This window comes from Stutzerimonas frequens, from assembly GCF_024448335.1.
GTDB classification, from domain to species: domain Bacteria; phylum Pseudomonadota; class Gammaproteobacteria; order Pseudomonadales; family Pseudomonadaceae; genus Stutzerimonas; species Stutzerimonas frequens.
The window spans coordinates 179,670-197,215 of the sequence record NZ_JAMOHM010000001.1 but is presented as its reverse complement, the minus strand read 5'-3'; the positions used below and the strand labels follow the sequence as shown (position 1 = coordinate 197,215).

Annotated in this window: 18 protein-coding genes; 6 read left to right on the top strand and 12 right to left on the bottom strand. The window is 64.0% G+C overall.

The genetic code is table 11. The features are described from left to right. Positions 1–12: 12 nt before the first annotated feature. The 5 genes from NAO55_RS00915 to NAO55_RS00895 form a co-directional block, all read right to left on the bottom strand. Positions 13–393: a RidA family protein gene (locus NAO55_RS00915; RefSeq protein WP_063539541.1), complete on the bottom strand. Its 381-nt coding sequence runs from the start codon at positions 391–393 to the stop codon at positions 13–15. Positions 394–496: 103 nt separating this feature from the next. Further along, positions 497–2,605: a bifunctional GTP diphosphokinase/guanosine-3',5'-bis pyrophosphate 3'-pyrophosphohydrolase gene (gene spoT, locus NAO55_RS00910; protein WP_102839518.1), complete on the bottom strand. Its 2,109-nt coding sequence runs from the start codon at positions 2,603–2,605 to the stop codon at positions 497–499. A gap of 57 nt (positions 2,606–2,662) precedes the next feature. After that, the gene (rpoZ, locus tag NAO55_RS00905; protein WP_003295433.1) at positions 2,663–2,926 is read right to left on the bottom strand and encodes a DNA-directed RNA polymerase subunit omega; all 264 of its coding nucleotides are present in this window, start codon (positions 2,924–2,926) and stop codon (positions 2,663–2,665) included. Positions 2,927–3,022: 96 nt separating this feature from the next. Continuing rightward, positions 3,023–3,643, bottom strand: a complete 621-nt coding sequence (gmk, locus tag NAO55_RS00900) for a guanylate kinase (RefSeq protein ID WP_102839519.1) — start codon at positions 3,641–3,643, stop codon at positions 3,023–3,025. Positions 3,644–3,700: 57 nt separating this feature from the next. Further along, positions 3,701–4,564 carry a YicC/YloC family endoribonuclease gene (locus NAO55_RS00895; RefSeq protein WP_102839520.1) on the bottom strand — a complete coding sequence of 288 codons (864 nt, stop codon included), beginning with the start codon at positions 4,562–4,564 and terminating at the stop codon, positions 3,701–3,703. Positions 4,565–4,712: 148 nt separating this feature from the next. On the opposite strand from NAO55_RS00895, the gene rph reads away from it, so the two are divergent. Both rph and NAO55_RS00885 read left to right on the top strand, forming a co-directional pair. Then, on the top strand, positions 4,713–5,435 hold the full coding sequence (rph, locus tag NAO55_RS00890; RefSeq protein ID WP_063539545.1) for a ribonuclease PH: 723 nt from the start codon (positions 4,713–4,715) through the stop codon (positions 5,433–5,435). Between the two features lie 17 nt (positions 5,436–5,452). After that, positions 5,453–5,821 (top strand): DUF4870 domain-containing protein, encoded by a 369-nt coding sequence (locus tag NAO55_RS00885; protein ID WP_102839521.1) that lies wholly within the window; start codon positions 5,453–5,455, stop codon positions 5,819–5,821. Positions 5,822–5,897: 76 nt separating this feature from the next. Here the strand turns inward: NAO55_RS00885 and crc are convergent, their stop codons facing one another. After that, positions 5,898–6,677, bottom strand: coding sequence for a catabolite repression control protein Crc (gene crc, locus NAO55_RS00880; RefSeq protein ID WP_102839522.1), 780 nt, complete (start codon positions 6,675–6,677; stop codon positions 5,898–5,900). Between the two features lie 85 nt (positions 6,678–6,762). Between crc and pyrE the strand changes: the two genes are divergently transcribed. The 3 genes from pyrE (at position 6,763) to NAO55_RS00865 (ending at position 9,697) form a co-directional block, all read left to right on the top strand. Then, positions 6,763–7,404 carry an orotate phosphoribosyltransferase gene (pyrE, locus tag NAO55_RS00875; RefSeq protein ID WP_102839523.1) on the top strand — a complete coding sequence of 214 codons (642 nt, stop codon included), beginning with the start codon at positions 6,763–6,765 and terminating at the stop codon, positions 7,402–7,404. Between the two features lie 47 nt (positions 7,405–7,451). Next, entirely contained in the window at positions 7,452–8,018 is a 567-nt protein-coding gene (locus NAO55_RS00870) for a DUF4124 domain-containing protein (protein WP_102839524.1), read from the top strand. A gap of 203 nt (positions 8,019–8,221) precedes the next feature. After that, complete coding sequence (locus NAO55_RS00865) at positions 8,222–9,697, top strand: DUF3360 family protein (protein WP_102839525.1); 1,476 nt, start codon at positions 8,222–8,224, stop codon at positions 9,695–9,697. Positions 9,698–9,757: 60 nt separating this feature from the next. Here NAO55_RS00865 and argB read toward each other — a convergent pair whose 3' ends face one another. Genes argB through coaBC form a run of 4 tightly spaced genes read right to left on the bottom strand, consistent with a single transcriptional unit; the run spans position 9,758 to position 14,957 of the window. Beyond that, positions 9,758–10,660 (bottom strand): acetylglutamate kinase, encoded by a 903-nt coding sequence (gene argB, locus NAO55_RS00860; RefSeq protein WP_102839526.1) that lies wholly within the window; start codon positions 10,658–10,660, stop codon positions 9,758–9,760. A 16-nt stretch (positions 10,661–10,676) separates the two neighbouring features. Then, a complete protein-coding gene (locus NAO55_RS20940) occupies positions 10,677–13,247 on the bottom strand; it encodes a phosphomannomutase/phosphoglucomutase (protein WP_102839527.1) in 2,571 nt (856 codons plus the stop codon). A 44-nt stretch (positions 13,248–13,291) separates the two neighbouring features. After that, a complete protein-coding gene (gene dut, locus NAO55_RS00850; protein ID WP_102839528.1) occupies positions 13,292–13,747 on the bottom strand; it encodes a dUTP diphosphatase in 456 nt (151 codons plus the stop codon). Between the two features lies 1 nt (position 13,748). After that, positions 13,749–14,957 carry a bifunctional phosphopantothenoylcysteine decarboxylase/phosphopantothenate--cysteine ligase CoaBC gene (gene coaBC, locus NAO55_RS00845; RefSeq protein ID WP_020306763.1) on the bottom strand — a complete coding sequence of 403 codons (1,209 nt, stop codon included), beginning with the start codon at positions 14,955–14,957 and terminating at the stop codon, positions 13,749–13,751. 137 nt (positions 14,958–15,094) lie between these two features. Between coaBC and radC the strand changes: the two genes are divergently transcribed. Then, on the top strand, positions 15,095–15,769 hold the full coding sequence (gene radC / locus NAO55_RS00840) for a RadC family protein (protein ID WP_020306762.1): 675 nt from the start codon (positions 15,095–15,097) through the stop codon (positions 15,767–15,769). Positions 15,770–15,775: 6 nt separating this feature from the next. On the opposite strand, the gene NAO55_RS00835 is transcribed toward radC, so the two are convergent. Further along, positions 15,776–17,104, bottom strand: coding sequence for a hypothetical protein (locus tag NAO55_RS00835; RefSeq protein WP_102839529.1), 1,329 nt, complete (start codon positions 17,102–17,104; stop codon positions 15,776–15,778). A 3-nt stretch (positions 17,105–17,107) separates the two neighbouring features. Next, positions 17,108–17,536: a PaaI family thioesterase gene (locus NAO55_RS00830; protein ID WP_102839530.1), complete on the bottom strand. Its 429-nt coding sequence runs from the start codon at positions 17,534–17,536 to the stop codon at positions 17,108–17,110. Between the last annotated feature and the right edge of the window lie 10 nt (positions 17,537–17,546).

Genomic DNA, 17,546 nt, shown 5'->3' with positions numbered 1-17,546 from the left:
GGCCGCAGCGGATCAGTCGATGACCAGAATCGCGTCCATTTCGACCTGCGCGCCTTTCGGTAGCGCGGCGACGCCGATGGCTGCGCGCGCCGGGTACGGCTGCTGGCAGTAACGGCTCATCACCTCGTTGACGGTGGCGAAATTGCCGAGGTCGGTGAGGAAGATGTTGAGCTTGACGATGTCCTTCAGCGAGCCGCCTGCGGCCTCGGCCACCGCCTTGAGGTTCTCGAACACCTGCACGGCCTGCGCCTCGAAACCCTCCACCAGCTCCATGGTCTTGGGATCCAGCGGGATCTGTCCGGACAGGTAGACGGTGTTGCCGGTTTTGATGGCCTGGGAGTAGGTGCCGATGGCGGCCGGGGCCTTGTCGGTGTTGATCACGGTCTTGCTCATGGAAACTCCTCTGCGAATTGGGCAACGGGTAGCCAGCATAATGGCTGACGCCGGCAGCGGCCAGCCGGGGCGTTATGCAGACAGGTCGGAGGCGACGGGGAGGTCAGGCTTTGACGCGGGTGATGCGCGTCACGCCTTTGATGGTGCGCAGTTTCTTGATCACGCGGGCCAGATGCACGCGGTCATGCACGCTGACCACCAGCTGGACCACGCTGATGCGGCCGTCGCGCTCGTCCATGCCGATCTTCTCGATGTTGCCGTCGGCGGCATTGACGCTGCCGGCGAGCAGGGCGATCAGGCCGCGCTGGTGCTCCAGCTCGACGCGCAGCTCGACGTTGAACTCGCCCGTGACATCCTTGGACCAGGACAGCTGGATGCACTTGTCCGGATTGTGCCGGACATCGGCGATGTTCCGGCAGGTTTCCAGGTGCACCACCATGCCCTTGCCGGCCGACAGGTGACCGACGATCGGGTCGCCGGGAATCGGCGTGCAGCACTTGGCGTAGTTGAGTACCAGCCCTTCGGTACCACGGATCGCCAGCGGCCCTTCGAGGGCCGGTGCCTGCTCGTCGTCCCGGGCGATCAGGCGGCGGGCGATGACGTAGGCCATGCGGTTGCCCAGGCCGATGTCTTCCAGCAGGTCCTCGACGTATTCCATGTGGTACTCGGCAAGCACCAGCTGGATACGCTCGGGGCTGATCTTGTCGAGGCTCGTTTCGAAACCGCTGAGGGCCTTGCTCAGCAGCCGCTCGCCGAGGTTGATGGACTCCGAGCGGCGCTGCAGCTTGAGCGCATGGCGAATGTGCGTGCGCGCCTTGCCGGTGACGACGAAATTCAGCCACGCGGGATTCGGCCGTGCACCCGGCGCGGTGACGATTTCCACCGTCGAGCCGCTTTCCAGCGGCTGCGACAGCGGTGCCAGGCGGCGGTTGACGCGGCAGGCGATGCAGGTGTTGCCGACATCGGTGTGCACCGCATAGGCGAAGTCGACAGCGGTGGAACCCTTGGGCATCTCCATGATGCGGCCCTTGGGGGTGAAGACGTAGACCTCGTCGGGGAACAGGTCGATCTTCACGCTCTCGATGAATTCCAGCGAGTTGCCGGCACGCTGCTGCAGTTCCAGTACCCCCTTGACCCACTGACGGGCGCGAGCATGGGTACCCTTGGGCACCTCGTCCTCGGGGGACTTGTACAACCAGTGTGCGGCGATGCCGTTGTTGGCCATCTCTTCCATTTCGCGGGTGCGGATCTGGATTTCGATGGGCACGCCGTGCATGCCGAACAGGGTGGTGTGCAGCGACTGGTAGCCGTTGGCCTTGGGAATCGCGATGTAGTCCTTGAAACGGCCCGGCAGTGGCTTGTACAGGCTGTGCACGGCGCCGAGCACGCGATAGCAGGTATCGACCTTGTCCACCACGATGCGGAAGGCGTAGACATCCATGATCTCGTGGAAGGCTTTCCGCTTGCCGCGCATCTTCTTGTAGATGCTGTACAGGTGCTTCTCGCGGCCCAGTACGTCGCCTTCCAGACCTTCGCGCTCGAGGCAGTGGATCAACGACTGTTCGATCTTCTCGACGATCTCGTTGCGGTTGCCGCGGGCGCGGCGTACGGCGGCGCGGATGCGCTCCGAACGCATCGGGTGCATGGCCTTGAAGCCGAGATCCTCGAACTCCACGCGCATCGTGTGCATACCGAGGCGATTGGCGATCGGTGCGTAGATTTCCAGGGTTTCCTTGGCGATGCGTCGACGCTTTTCGCCGGCCAGCACTTCCAGGGTGCGCATGTTGTGTAGACGGTCGGCGAGCTTGACCAGGATCACGCGGATGTCGCGGGCCATGGCCATGGCCATCTTCTGGAAGTTCTCGGCCTGGGCCTCGGCCTTCGTCTCGAAGTTCATCTGGGTCAGCTTGCTGACCCCATCGACGAGCTCGGCCACGGTTTCGCCGAACTGGGCGACCAGGGCTTCCTTGGGAATGCCGGTGTCCTCGATGACGTCGTGCAGCATCGCGGCCATCAGGCTCTGATGGTCCATGTGCATGTCGGCGAGGATATTGGCTACCGCGAGGGGATGGGTGACGTAGGCTTCACCGCTGCGCCGGCGCTGCCCGTCGTGGGCCTGCTCGGCATAGAAATAGGCTCGGCGAACCAGGTTGACCTGGTCCGGGCCGAGATAGGTCGACAGGCGATCCGCGAGTGCGTCTATGGCTGGCAAGGTAGTGCTCCTTGCCGGCGGGCGATGTGATCGGCTCGACTTCGACCTGGCATTTAATCAGATGGCCTCGTTCGGCTCTTCCTCGTACTGGGTGAAGAGCGGTTCGTCATCAACGATTTCGTCCTGTGCGATGACATCGTAATCGACCAGGCCGGAAGCGATTTCGCGTAGCGCGACAACGGTCGGCTTGTCGTTCTCCCAGGCCACTTTCGGCTCCTTGCCGCCGGTCGCCAGTTGACGCGCGCGCTTGGTGGCAAGCATGACCAGCTCGAAGCGGTTATCAACGTTGTCCAAGCAGTCTTCAACGGTAACGCGGGCCATGGTGTTCCTCGTGATCAGTAACGGTAGAGCATGCCCGGATGGGCGAGCGGACGGATTAGTCTAAAAAATCACCAGCCTTAATGGAAGCGCTGTTTCTCAGGCCAGCAGCTCGCTGAGCAGTCGTGCGTGGCGCCGCTGCTGGGATTGCTGCTTGAGCTGGTTGGCGCGGAAGATCGACTGCAGGTCGACCAGCGCGTGGGCGAAGTCGTCATTGATCACCAGGTAGTCGTACTCGACGTAATGGCTCATCTCGCTGACCGCTTCGCGCATGCGCTTCTCGATGATCTCGTCGCTGTCCTGGCCGCGGTTGTTCAGGCGCTGGCGCAGAGCTTCCTGGGTCGGCGGGAGGATGAAGATCGACTTGGCTTGCGGCATCAGCCGGCGCACCTGCTGGGCGCCCTGCCAGTCGATTTCCAGGATCAGGTCGAAGCCCTCGGCCAGGGTCTGCTCCAGCCAGCGCTGCGAGGTGCCGTAGAGGTTGCCGAACACTTCGGCATGTTCGAGGAACTCGTCGCGCTCCAGACGCTCGAGAAAATCCTCGCGGCTGACGAAGTGGTAGTTCACGCCGTCGACCTCGCCCGGGCGCATGGCGCGAGTCGTGTGCGAAACCGACACCCGCACCTGCGGTTGTGCGTCGACCAAGGCCTTGACCAGGCTGGTCTTGCCGGCCCCGGAAGGCGCGGACACGATGTAAAGCGTACCGGTAGTGGCGGACATGACGGGTTCCTGGAAAGCCTGTGGGACAAAAGTAGACCAGCCGCTAGGCAGCTGGGGTTATTCGATGTTCTGCACCTGTTCGCGCATCTGCTCGATCAGAACCTTGAGGTTCACCGCGGCCTGGGTGCTGCGCGGGTCGAAGGCTTTCGAACCGAGGGTGTTGGCCTCGCGGTTGAGTTCCTGCATGAGGAAATCAAGGCGGCGCCCGGCGGCGCCACCGGCCTTGAGCACGCGCTGAACTTCGCCGACGTGGGTGCTCAGACGGTCGAGTTCTTCGGCCACGTCACTCTTCTGTGCGAGCAGGACCATCTCCTGCTCGAGGCGTTGCGGATCCAGCTCGGCGGCCATCTCGTTGAAACGGTCGAGGATCTTCTGGCGCTGGGCGGCGAGCATCTGCGGCACTTGCTCACGCAGCGTGGCGACTTCCGCAAGGATGCTGTCCAGGCGCTCCTCGAGCAGCTTGGCGAGCTCCGCGCCCTCGCGCCGGCGGCCTTCCTTGAGCTGCGCCAGAGCCTTGTGGAACAGCTCCAGTGCGCTCTGGTTGAGTGCTTGCGGGTCGGCCGCATCGGCAACCAGCACGCCCGGCCAGCCGAGCACCTGCAGCGGATCGATGGCGGCCGGCTGGCGAATCAGGGCGGCAACGCTTTCGGCGGCGGCGATCAACTGGCTGGCGCGCTCCCGGTCGACCTGCAGGCTGCTGCGCTGGCTTTCCTCGGCGAAGCGCAGCGTGCACTCCACTTTGCCGCGCGAGAGGCCCTTGCGCAGCGCATCGCGCACCTGACCTTCAAGATCGCGGAACGCCTCAGGCAGGCGCAGGTGCGGTTCCAGATAACGGTGATTGACCGAGCGGATTTCCCAGCTGAGGGTGCCATGGGTGCCGGCCTGCTCGCTGCGGGCAAAGGCCGTCATGCTGTGGACCATCGGATAACCTCTCGGATGCGGACTGCGAAAGGCGGAGGATTGTAATGGAAACCGGCCATCGCTGCAGTGACGGCCGGACGGTTGCGACCCTTTCCCGGCCAGGGGCTCTATAATGCCGCTCACATTCTTTATCTAGCAGGACCTATCCATGAAGCGACCCAGTGGCCGTGCCGCCGATCAGCTGCGCTCGATCCGCATCACCCGTAACTACACCAAGCATGCAGAGGGCTCGGTGCTGGTCGAGTTTGGCGATACCAAGGTGATCTGCACGGCGAGCATCGAGGCCGGCGTGCCGCGCTTCCTCAAGGGCCAGGGCCAGGGATGGTTGACTGCCGAGTACGGCATGCTGCCGCGTTCGACTGGTGAGCGGAACCAACGCGAAGCCGCACGGGGCAAACAGGGTGGACGCACGCTGGAAATCCAGCGTCTGATCGGGCGCTCGCTGCGGGCCGCGCTGGACATGAGCAAGCTGGGCGAGAACACGCTGTTCATTGACTGCGACGTGATTCAGGCCGATGGCGGTACGCGCACAGCCTCGATCACTGGCGGCATGGTCGCGCTGATCGACGCCCTGAAGGTCCTGAAAAAGCGTGGTGGTCTGAAGGGTGGCGATCCGGTCAAGCAGATGATCGCAGCCGTTTCGGTCGGTATCTACCAGGGTGCGCCAGTGCTGGACCTGGATTATCTGGAAGACTCTGCCGCCGAGACCGACCTGAATGTGGTGATGACCGATGCTGGCGGTTTCATCGAGGTTCAGGGCACTGCCGAGGGTGCGCCGTTCCATGCCGATGAGCTCAATGCCATGCTCGCACTGGCCCACGATGGCATGCGCCAGTTGTTCGACCTGCAGCGCGCGGCGCTGGCGGACTGAGAAAGAGGTAGCGCGGAATGAGCGATCAGGATCTCGTGCCGTTGCCCAGTCGCGAAGCGCGCCAGTGGGCAATGTTCTGTCATTATTCGGCGTTCTTCTGGTTCCTGGCGCCGATGATCGGCAACGTGATTGGTCCGCTGATCGTCTGGCAGCTGAAGAAGGACATGGACCCCTACGTCGACCAGCAGGGCAAGGAGGCGTTGAATTTTCAGCTGACCTTCAGCATTGCGATGATGATCTGCGGCGTGCTGGCCTGGATCCTCATCGGCTTCCCGCTGATGGTGCTGGTGAGCGTCGTGGCGCTGGTGCTGGTGGTGATCGCCGGCATCCGCGCCAACGAGGGCAAGCCCTACCGTTATCCGTTCTGCTGGCGGCTCGTCAAATAGGCCGGCTTCGATCTTCAGTTGACCGCTGAGCGGCGACCGGCGGTCTCCGCGCCGGTCGCCCTTGCGAGTCGCGAGCTTACAGGCTGAGCGTCCAGTCGTAATCGGCGATCAGCGGTGCGTGCTGGGAGAAGCGTGGCTGACGTGGCAAGCGTGCGCTGCGGACGAAGCGGCGAAGGCCCGAGGTCAGGATCTGGTAATCAAAGCGCCAGCCGAGGTTGAGCATCTCCGCTTGCTCCGTGTCCGGCCACCAGCTGAACAGATCGCCTTCGCGATTCACTTCGCGCAAGGCGTCGACGTAGCCCATGTTGCCGAAGATTTCATCGAGCCAGGCACGTTCGGGCGCGAGGAAGCCCGGATCCTGTTGGCAGTCGCGCCAGTTCTTCACATCGATCTTCTGATGCGCGACGTACAGCGAACCGCAATAGATGTACTCACGACGCTTGCGGCGCTGCTTGTCCAGATAGCGGGCAAAATCGTCCATGAACTTGAGCTTGTGATTCAAATTGGCGTCGCCACCCTGACCGGACGGCACCAGCAGGCTGGCAATGCTGACCTTGTCGAAGTCGGCCTGCAGGTAACGGCCGTAGCGGTCCACGGTTTCGAAGCCCAGTCCGGTGATCACTGCTTTTGGCTGCAATCTGGAGTAAAGCGCCACGCCGCCCTGTTCCGGAATCTCGGCATCGCAGGCGTAGAGGAAATAACCGTCCAGCTGATAGGCCGGGTCGTCGAGTTCCAAGGCAGAGGCGCGGGTATCCTGCAGGCAGATGACATCGGCATTCTGCGCCTGCAGCCAGCTGAGCAATCCCCGCTGCGCCGCCGCTTGAATGCCATTCACGTTGACGCTGATGATCCGCATAAATGGCCCCTAAAAACACGTGCGTGTATGATAACCCAAGCTCTTCGCAATTAGCTAAAACAGTGGTTTTCCGGGAAATTTCTTCATGCAGGCGTACCAGCGCGAATTCATCCGCTTCGCCATCGAGCGCGGCGTACTGCGTTTCGGTGAGTTCACTCTCAAGTCGGGACGTACCAGCCCTTACTTCTTCAATGCCGGTTTGTTCAACAGTGGCGGTGCGCTCGCCCAGCTCGGACGCTTCTATGCCTCGGCCGTGATGCAGAGCGGTCTGGATTTTGATGTCATTTTCGGCCCTGCTTACAAAGGCATCCCACTCGGCGCCGCGACCGCCATCGCCTTGGCCGAGCAGCACCAGCGCGACGTGCCCTGGTGCTTCAACCGCAAGGAAGCCAAGGATCACGGCGAGGGGGGCACCCTGGTCGGTGCGCCGTTGGCCGGGCGCGTGCTGATCGTCGACGATGTGATCACCGCTGGCACCGCCATCCGTGAAGTCATGCAGATCATCCAGGCGCAGAACGCCGAGGCAGCCGGGGTGCTCATCGCCCTCAATCGTCAGGAAAGAGGGCAGGGACAGCTGTCCGCGATTCAGGAAGTGGAACGTGATTATCGAATGCCGGTGATCAGTATTGTGTCCCTGGAGCAGGTGCTGGAATATCTGGCCGACGACGCTCAGCTGAAACAGTACCTGCCTGCGGTGCAGGCTTATCGCGAGCAGTATGGAATCTGACCCAGGATAGGTAGTCCGCCATGCATAGATTGGTAGCCGCTCGAACGATGCTTCTGTTGGGGTTCATGTCTCCCGCATTGCTTCCGGCTGCCGAGCTATATCGTTACGTCGATGAGCGGGGTGTGGTCGTGCTCGATCGCCATGGCGTGCCGCCGCAGCATATCTCGCGTGGTTATCAGGTGCTCAATGAGCAGGGGCGCGTAGTTCGCGAAGTGCCTCCAGCCCCGAGCGCGGAAGAGTTCGCCCGGCTGCAGGCAAAGAAGGCGCGCGATGCGTCCGACGCGCAGCTGCTGCGGCTCTATGCGAGCGTGGAGGATGTGGAGCGAGCCGAGGCGCGCAAACTGGCTGAGCTCGACAGTGTAATCGGCTTGTCTCAGGGCAATCTGCAGTCGATCCGCAGTCAGCACGCGAGTCTGCGCAAGCAGGCGGCGAACCACGAGCGGGCGGGGCGCAAGGTCCCGGAGAACCTGCTGGCACAGATCGAAAACCTCGAGAAGGAAGAGCAGAGCCTGCTGCGTGATCTTGCGCGTTTCGAGAAAACGCGTGCCGAGGCGGAGGTCAACTTCGCTCAGGATCGGCAGCGCATCGCCGAGCTGCTTGGTCAGAACCCGTAAGCGCGTCGACTCGCGCGCCATCCCGAAAGTTCTAGCTGAAAGCGATCTGCCTGCGCCAATGGCTATTAGCCACTTTCGCGTGCCGATGCATAGCATGCTTATTATCATAAAAGACCGCTCTAACTCAATAGTTTCAAGGTCGTGGTGAGTTGTTCGAGGTCAATCTGTACCGTTGCGCAAAATTTTCGGTATGGCTGACTCGCATGAATGATAGGAACCTACGCAGTTATCAGGAGCTTCACAAACCGAAGGGAAATTTCGCGACTCGCGCTGAATATCTGGAGCACGAACTGGAGATCATGGCGCCGAAACGTTGGGGCATAAACCTGCCGTTTCGCGATTACCGCTTCGAGTACGAGGATTGGGTGCCGGCCATGGCGGCCACCATCGGCAAGATCGTCATGGTGGCGGCGGTCGTTGCGGCTTTTGCCGGGCCGATGGGGCTGTCCAGCGAGTTCGTGATCGAGAACGCGCGTTACGAGATGCTGATTGCCGCGTTGCTGTTCGTGGTGCTGTTCTCGGGGTTCCTCAACCCAACCGCCAACCTGGCTGGCACTCACGGGCCGCTGATTCCGCTGATCCCGCTGATCGTTGCGTCGGGCGGGCATCCGATGGCGCTGGGGATCATGGTCGGTGTGCTCGGTTTTACCCTCGGTGTGTTCAAGGGTGGCAGCCTGCTGGCGCGTCTGACCAGTGACGGTGTCTGCGGTGGTCTGCTGCTCTACCTGGGCTTCATCGGCATCACCTCGCAGATCAAGAAGCTGTTCGGCTGGGCTGACAGCTTCGATATGGGCTACATCGCCTTCGTCGTGGTGTTCGCCACCATCGTCATGTACGCCTATCTCGAACACATCCGCATGCGCTGGCTGGCGATTCCGCTGGGTTCGGCGTTGGCCGCGGTGATCGCCTTGGCATTGGGCGCGCCGTTCGAATTCACCACTGAGCCGGGTGTGCCCAACCTGAACCCGATGTACTGGTGGGGGGAGACTACCGGCTGGCAGATCGGTCTACCGGATCTGCACCATTTCATCGCCGTCGCGCCCTTTGCCGTGCTGGCGGTGGCCATGTGGTCCCCGGACTTCCTCGGGCATCGCGTGTTCCAACAGCTCAACTATCCGCCCAAGGCGAAGAAAGTGCTGATGAACATCGACGACACCATGTGCGTCGCAGCGGCGCGGCAGATCGTCGGCACCTCCCTGGGTGGCGGCAACCTGGCTTCATCGTGGGGCACTTTCATGGTCCCGGCGGCCATCGCCAAGCGTCCGATCCCCGCAGGTGCGCTGCTCACCGGCCTGCTCTGCGTCATCGCGGCGCTGTGGGGCTATCCGATGGATCTGGCCATCTGGCCGCCGGTGCTCAGTGTGGCGCTGATGGTCGGGGTGTTCCTGCCACTATTGGAGGCGGGCATGCAGATGACCCGCGAGGGCAAGACCTCGCAGTCGGCGGCCATCGTCATCTTCTCCTCGGCCCTGGTCAATCCGGTGTTCGGCTGGTCGCTGACGGTGCTGCTGGATAATCTCGGGCTGATCGGTGACAAGGAGCGCGGTCAGTCACTGAGCCATCTGCACCGCTGGGTGATTCCGACGATCGTGTTCATCGTGCTGTGCGCGGTGATGCTGGGCATCGGCATGTTTCCGGGCATTCCGGCTATGCTCGAGTCGTTCCGTATCGATCTCTGATCGGTGACGGCATGGCATGAAAAAAGGGAGCCTAGGCTCCCTTTTTCTTTTGCGTCAGCTTCAACTCTGGCTGTTGGTGATCAGTGTGCCGACGCCGACGTCGGTGAAGATCTCCAGCAACACCGCGTTGGGCACGCGGCCATCGATGATGTGAGCGCTGTTGACGCCGCCCTGCACCGCTTCCAGCGCGCAACGGATCTTCGGCAGCATGCCGCCGTAGATAGTGCCGTCGGCGATCAGCGCATCAACCTGGGCAGTAGACAGGCCGGTCAGCACGCTGCCCTGTTTGTCCATAAGGCCGGCAATGTTAGTCAGCAGCATCAGTTTCTCGGCTTTCAGCGCCTCGGCTACCTTGCCCGCGACCAGGTCAGCGTTGATGTTGTAGGACTCACCGTTCTCGCCTACGCCGATCGGCGCGATGACCGGAATGAAGTTGCCCTGCACCAGCATTTCCAGCAGTTCGGCATTGACCCCGGTGACCTCGCCGACATGGCCGATGTCGATGATTTCCGGTTTGGTCATCTCCGGCGTCTGGCGGGTCGCCTTGAGCTTTTTGGCGCGGATCAGGCCGGCATCCTTGCCGGTCAGGCCGATGGCGCTGCCGCCATGCTGGTTGATCAGGCTGACGATGCTCTTGTTGACTTGGCCGCCGAGGACCATCTCCACCACATCCATGGTCTGGCTGTCGGTGACCCGCATGCCGCCGATGAAGTGGCTTTCGATATTCAGGCGCTTGAGCAGGTCGCCGATCTGCGGACCACCGCCGTGTACCACCACCGGGTTGATGCCTACCGCCTTCATCAGCACGATGTCGCGGGCGAAGCCGGTCTTCAGCTCCTCGCTCTCCATCGCGTTGCCGCCGTACTTGATGACCAGCGTCTTGCCGACGAATCGGCGGATGTAGGGCAGCGCTTCGGACAGGACCTTGGCGAATTGGGTGGCAGCTTCACGGCTGAGGGTCATGCAGGACTCCGCAAAATCAGAACGGCAGTTTGAGGTCGGGTGCAACGCTGAGCAGCTGGCCGCGGAAGACGTCCTGGATGCGGCCGAGTTCTTCCTCGCTGTCGGCCTCGAAGCGCAGTACCAGCACCGGAGTGGTGTTGGAGGCGCGGATCAGGCCCCAGCCCTTGGGATAGTCGACCCGCACACCGTCGAGGGTGATCAGGTTGGCTTCGCCCCATTTGGCGTCGCGTTGCAGGGCGTCCATGATGGTGAATTTGCTTTCCTCTGTCACCGTGATGTTGATCTCCGGCGTCGAGATATCGCAGGGGAAGGCGGCGAACACCTGTTCGGCGTCACGCTTGTCCTGACTGAGGATTTCCAGCAGGCGTGCAGCACTGTAGATGCCGTCGTCGAAGCCGAACCAGCGTTCCTTGAAGAAGATGTGGCCGCTCATCTCGCCGGCCAGCAGCGCGCCGGATTCCTTCATCTTCTTCTTGATCAGCGAATGGCCGGTCTTCCACATCACCGGGCGGCCGCCATAGCCGCTGATCAGCGGGGTCAGGCGGCGGGTGCATTTGACGTCGAAGATGATGTCGGCGCCGGGATTGCGCGAAACCACGTCCTTGGCGAACAGCATCAGCAGGCGGTCCGGATAGATCATGGTGCCGGCATTGGTCACCACGCCGACGCGGTCGCCGTCGCCGTCGAACGCCAGGCCCAGGTCGGCCTTCTCGGATTTCACCCTGGCGATCAGGTCGACCAGGTTTTCCGGCTTGCCCGGATCGGGGTGGTGATTGGGGAAGCTGCCGTCGACCTCGCAGTACAGCGGGATCACCTTGCAACCCAGCGCCTCGATCAGCTTGGGTGCGATGACGCCGGCCACACCGTTGCCGCAGTCGATCACCACCTTCATCGGCCGGGCCATGGCGATGTCGCCGCGGATCTGCTGGAAATAGCGCTCCAGCACATCGACCTGTTCGACCTTGCCGACACCGCTGGACAGATCGTTGCTCTCGATCCGTTTGCGCAGTACCTGAATCTGTTCGTTGGCCAGGGTGTCGCCGGCGATGACGATCTTGAAGCCGTTGTAGTCCGGCGGGTTGTGACTGCCGGTGAGCATCACCCCAGATTTGCCGGCGAGAATGTTGGCCGCGTAGTAGAGCACCGGGGTCGGCACCATGCCGATGTCGCTGACGTCGCAGCCGCTGTCGAGCAGGCCCTGGATCAAGTGCTGGACCAGCTCCGGGCCGGACAGGCGACCGTCGCGGCCGACCGAAACATTGGGCTCACCCTTGGCGAGGCTCTCGGACCCGATGGCGCGGCCGATCCAGTAGGCGGTTTCGGTGGTCAGGCTGTCGCCGACAACGCCACGGATGTCGTAGGCGCGGAAGATACTGGCGGGCAAGTTCGGGGCTTTGGCGCTGCTCATTGCGGTTTCTCGCTCCTTCGTGTCGAGGCCGAAGATGTCCTGGTCCTCGTCGAGAATATCGATGTCGAGAATATCGGTCTCCGGCAAGGGCGGAGCGACGTACTCGGTAGGTTTGGCGGGCCGAACGGCGGGGGCCGCGGCAGGTGCCTGAGTCGGGGCCGATCCGGCGGGGCGGATGGGCAGTCGGACCATGTTCCTTGCCAGTGCGTCGAGTACCGGCAGGCTCAAGGCCGGTAATTGGATGGTCTTGCCGGTGGAGAGTTCCTGTAGCAGCCGGCTGATCTGCAGCACGTCCTGGCGCAGCTTGCGCTGCTGGCTGCCGAGTACCAGTTGCAGGCCGATCAGCATGCCGGCCAGCGCCGCCAGGGCCGCCGCGAGCAGGAGCAGCGGCAGGAGGGTCGGCTGATCGATAGTGCCGGGCAGGTAGGTCAGCTTCCAATTGGCGTTGCCACTGGCGAGGGTCAGTGCCGAAGCATTGTCCGCCGCGGTGCCGCGCTGCAGCAGCACCTGTTCGGGTGCGCCGGAGAACTGCTGGGTCAGCCGCAGCTGGCCGGCTTCGTCGGGCAGCGCCGGGAGTGTCGACAGCAGGTGCTGGAGATCGCTGACCAGCAGCAGCGTGCCGCGGATCGCCTGCTCGCCCTCGGCGCGCAGCGCAATCGCACTGTAGAGCAGCCAGCGGTTGCCGACCTTGTAGGCTTCAGGAGCGGCCGACTGGCCTGCTTCGACCCGCTGCAGCAAATCGAGCGCAGCGAAGTTCAGCGGACCTGGGCGGCTGGTGTCCGGCACTACCCTGCCGCGTGGATTGAGGTGCGAGTCGACCACGCCGGGCAACTCCAGTAGGCGCCGTTCGGCTTCGCGTCTGAGCTCGGTGTCAGCACGGACGACGTCTACCAGGCGTTGCTGCTCCACCGTTTTCTGGGTATCGGCACGCAGCTGGCGCAGCGCCTGCTGCAATGCGCTGGCCTGGCTCTGGCTCCAGGCATCGGCGAGCTGGGTCTGTTGCTGCTGCTGGGCGGCCTGCAGGCCGAACCAGATCAGCGCGGCGGCCGCGCCGAGTCCGATCAGGCTGGCTGCGAGGCCACCAAGCAATGGCTTGAGGGTGAAACCGCCGCGCTTGCTGCGGGTCTCGGGCGGGTTCAGAACGCCTGAATCCTTGGCGGTGCGCTTGAAGAGTGCCATGGAGCTCCTCGAATCATCCTGAAAGGTAAGCGGTGTGCAGTGGCTCAGTGGCTGCCGGAATGGCCGAATCCGCCGGCGCCGCGATCACTGCTGTCGAAATTGTCGACCAGCTCGAAGCGTGCCTGTACCACTGGCACCAGCATCAGCTGCGCGATGCGCTCACCGACGGCGATGCTGAAGGCGCTCTGGCCGCGGTTCCAGCAGGACACCATCAGCTCACCCTGGTAGTCCGAGTCGATCAGCCCGACCAGGTTGCCGAGCACGATGCCGTGTTTGTGCCCGAGGCCCGAGCGCGGCAGGATCAGCGCGGCCAGGGTCGGGTCGGCGATGTGGATGGCCAGACCGGTGGGAATCAGCAGGGTCTGGCCGGGTTCCAGAACGGTGTCCTGCTGCAGCATGGCGCGCAGGTCGAGACCGGCCGAGCCGGGCGTGGCGTATTCGGGCAGTGGGAAGTCCCGGCCAAAGCGCGGGTCGAGGATCTTGGCTTGGAGTGCGTGCATGTCAGGACTCTTTGTAGCGCTCGGCGATGAAGGCCACCAGCGCACGGGCGATATGCCCCTTGCTGGCCTGGCCGAAACGGGTTTCGTGCTGTTGGCGGTCGATCACGCTGACCGCGTTGTCTTCGCTGTTGAAGCCGATGCTGGGGTTGGCCACGTCGTTGGCGACGATCAGGTCGAGGTTCTTGTCGCGTAGCTTGCGAGCGGCGTATTCCAGCAGGTTCTCGGTTTCCGCGGCGAAGCCGACGCAGAACGGGCGATCCGCGCGGCCGGCAAGGGTGGCGAGGATGTCCGGATTACGCACCATCTGCAGCAGCAGACCGTCGCCGGTGCTGGGGTCTTTCTTCAATTTATGCGGCGCCACCACCTCCGGGCGGTAGTCGGCTACCGCGGCTGCGGCGATGAGGATGTCGCAGGGCATCGCCGCTTCGCAGGCCGCGAGCATGTCGCGGGCGCTGACCACGTCGATGCGCTGCACGCGATCGGGCGTGGGCAGGAACACCGGGCCGGTGACCAGAGTGACCCGCGCGCCGGCTTCGGCGGCGGCCTCGGCGAGGGCGAAGCCCATCTTCCCGGAGCTGTGGTTGGTGATGTAGCGCACCGGGTCGATGTTTTCCTGGGTGGGACCGGCGGTGATGAGCAGATGCTTGCCGGTCAGCAGGCCGGTCTCGAAGCAGTCGGCGGCGGCACGGGCCAGCTCCTCGGCTTCGAGCATCCGGCCCATGCCGATGTCGCCGCAGGCCTGGCTGCCGGAGCCGGGTCCGAACAGACGAATGCCGCGAGCCAGCAGCAGCTCGCGATTGGCCTGGGTAGCCGGGTCGGCCCACATGGCCTGGTTCATGGCCGGTGCCAAGGCGACCGGCGCGTTGGTGGCCAGCACCAGGGTGGTCAGCAGGTCATCGGCGACGCCCTGAGCAAGGCGGGCCATGAGGTCAGCAGTGGCCGGCGCGATCAGTACCAGGTCGGCCCAGCGGGCCAGTTCGATATGGCCCATGGCGGCTTCGGCCGCCGGGTCGAGCAGGTCCAGGTGGACCGGATGACCGGAAAGCGCCTGCAGGGTGAGGGGGGTGATGAACTCGCGCCCGCCCTGGGTCATCACCACCCGGACTTCGGCGCCATGGTCGCGCAGGCGGCGGACCAGTTCGGCGCTCTTGTAGGCGGCGATGCCGCCGCCGACGCCCAGGACGATGCGTTTACGATACAGCCGCTGCATAGGCCTGCCTTGTTATCTGGTAGGGATGTCCGGAGTGAGAACCAGGTCAGAAGTCGCCCGGTACCCCGGAAAAATGACGGGCTAAGATAGCACAGCGCCCACAACGGAAAAGTGGGCCTGCTCGACAGGGAGATGACATGAGCATACGTGACTGGCCGGCGGCGGAGCGGCCGCGGGAGAAGCTTCTCGAACAGGGCGCGGCGGCGCTTTCCGATGCCGAATTGCTGGCGATATTCCTGCGCACCGGCGTCGCCGGCAAGAGCGCGGTGGATCTGGCGCGCCACTTGCTCGCCGAGTTCGGCAGCCTGCGTGCATTGCTGGAGGCTGATCTCGAGCCGTTCAGTGCGCACCTGGGTCTGGGGCCGGCCAAGTTCGCCCAGTTGCAGGCCGTGCTGGAGATGGGGCGCCGGCACCTGGCCGAACGGTTGCGCCGCGACTCGGCACTGGAGTCGCCGCAGGCGGTACGCGATTACCTCAAGGCGCGCCTGCGTCACGAGCCGCATGAGCTGTTCGGCTGTCTGTTTCTCGACTCCAAGCATCGGGTACTGGCGTTCGAGGTGCTGTTCCACGGCACCATCGACGGTGCCAGCGTCTACCCGCGGCAGGTGGTCAAGCGCGCCCTGGCTCAGAACGCGGCGGCGGTGATCCTCACCCACAATCACCCGTCGGGCGTGGCCGAGCCGAGCCAGGCCGACCGTCAGCTGACCCAGCGGCTGAAAGACGCCCTGGCGCTGATCGACGTGCGGGTGCTCGATCATTTCATCGTCGGCGACGGCGAGCCGCTGTCGATGGCCGAATATGGCTGGATGTGAGCGTCGCTACGCCAGCAGCGGCACCAGCAGCAGCGGGCCGAGCACCAGCAGGACGAAGCGGCCGTTCCAGCCGAAGGCGATGCGCCACGGGGAAATCCCCGCGTGGCGCGCCAGCATCAGCGCCGAAGGCCCATAGGGCGACAGCAGCATCGCCAGGGAAAAGCCCACCAGCAGCGCCACCGCCGGGTGCATCACCGCGACGCCGTGGCCCGCCAGCTGGGCCAGCAGGGCGGCGCAAAGGCTCAGCGAGATGATCGGCGCGACACCCAGCAGCGCCAGCGCGATGATGGCGAGCATGCCGATGGCGCCGAGGCCGAACAGCGCCAGCGGCGTACTGCTGAAATGACCTGCCAGCCGTTCGACCGGAATCAGGATGGCGGTCAGCCCGCCCAGCAAGGCAGAGCAGGCGAAGATGAAGGTCTCGTTACGCATTCCGGCGAGGGTGTCGCGTACCTCGCCATAGATGTCGCTTGGTGAGCCGCCCTGACGGAACAACAGGCCGACCACGGCGAGCGGCACCAGCAGCATGGCTGCCTGGGTCGCCGACAGCCAGGTCAGGCTGGCCAGTAGAGCGATCAGCGCGATGCCCAAGAGGCTGCCGTACAGCAGCCCGCGCAGCTCTCCGGCCGGAGCGGGCGGCAGTTCGCCGTCCGCTTGCAGTTGCTGCAACCGGTGATTGTCCATCGTCCAGCCGACCACCAGCAGGATTGCCGCACAGAGCAGCCCGAACGGCAGCAGTGCGCTCCAGCTTAGCCCTGGCAGCTCGCGGGTGAGGATCGCCACGGCAACGCTGGTGGGTGCCAGCAAGGGCACCAGGGCGAAGCCACGCAGTGCCGTGACCATCACCCCGCGGGCGCCCTCGCGCCGCTGTGCCGGACTGTAGCCGCGGCCGTCCAGATGACGTTCCAGCGAGCCGCAGACCAGGTTGAGCATGCCGAAGCTCAGCACCGAGCTGATGGCGAAGGTGCTCAGCAGATAGCTCGGATAGAGGCGCCGGCGCGGTTGGCGCAGCACCAAGCGGTGCAGTTCGCCCAGTTGCGGCAGACGCTTGACCGCGCAGTGCGCGAGCCCCAGCGCGCCGATGAATGCGCCGTAATAGGCGGCGGCGGCCAGCATCCGCTGCGCCTGCTCCCAGCTGGGCGTGTCGAGCAGCAACCAGTAGGCGAGCAGAGCGAGCGTGACCAGCCCCAACCGGCGCGGGTAGGGCATCAGCGAGCGCCAATGCCAGACGAAGAACAGCATCAGCAGGGCGCCGCTGATCACGCTCGGCCATTGCAGGCGAGAGACCAGCGCGAACAGTTCGCAGGCGAGCGCCAGTGGCAGCAGGGCCAGCATCGGTCAGGGCAGCTCGCTGCGCAGCTTGCCGCGCTGGAAGACGCCTTCACCGAAGGCCAGCAAGCGATCTTCCTCGTCCAGCAGGTCGCAGCTGGCCATGAATACCTTGTGCCCGGAGGACCGGCAGCGTGCCACCGCGCGGATGCGGCTGCCGGCTGGCGCCGGTGCGCTGAAGTTGACGTTCATCGACAGGGTGGTCGCCACGCGGCGCTGGTCCGCCTGCTCGGTCCAGGTGCCGCACAGGCCCATCGCCACGTCGAGCAAGGTTGCGCTGACGCCGCCGTGCAGGTTGCTGGCGTTGTTCAGGTGGCGAGGCTGCAGCAGCAGTTCGATCACCGCCCGCTCGGGGCCGTACTCGGTCAGGCGGCAGCCGAGATCCTGAAAGAAGCCGGTTATGGAGGCTTCGACCTGCTGGCGTGAATGCTCGGACATAAGGGCGTAT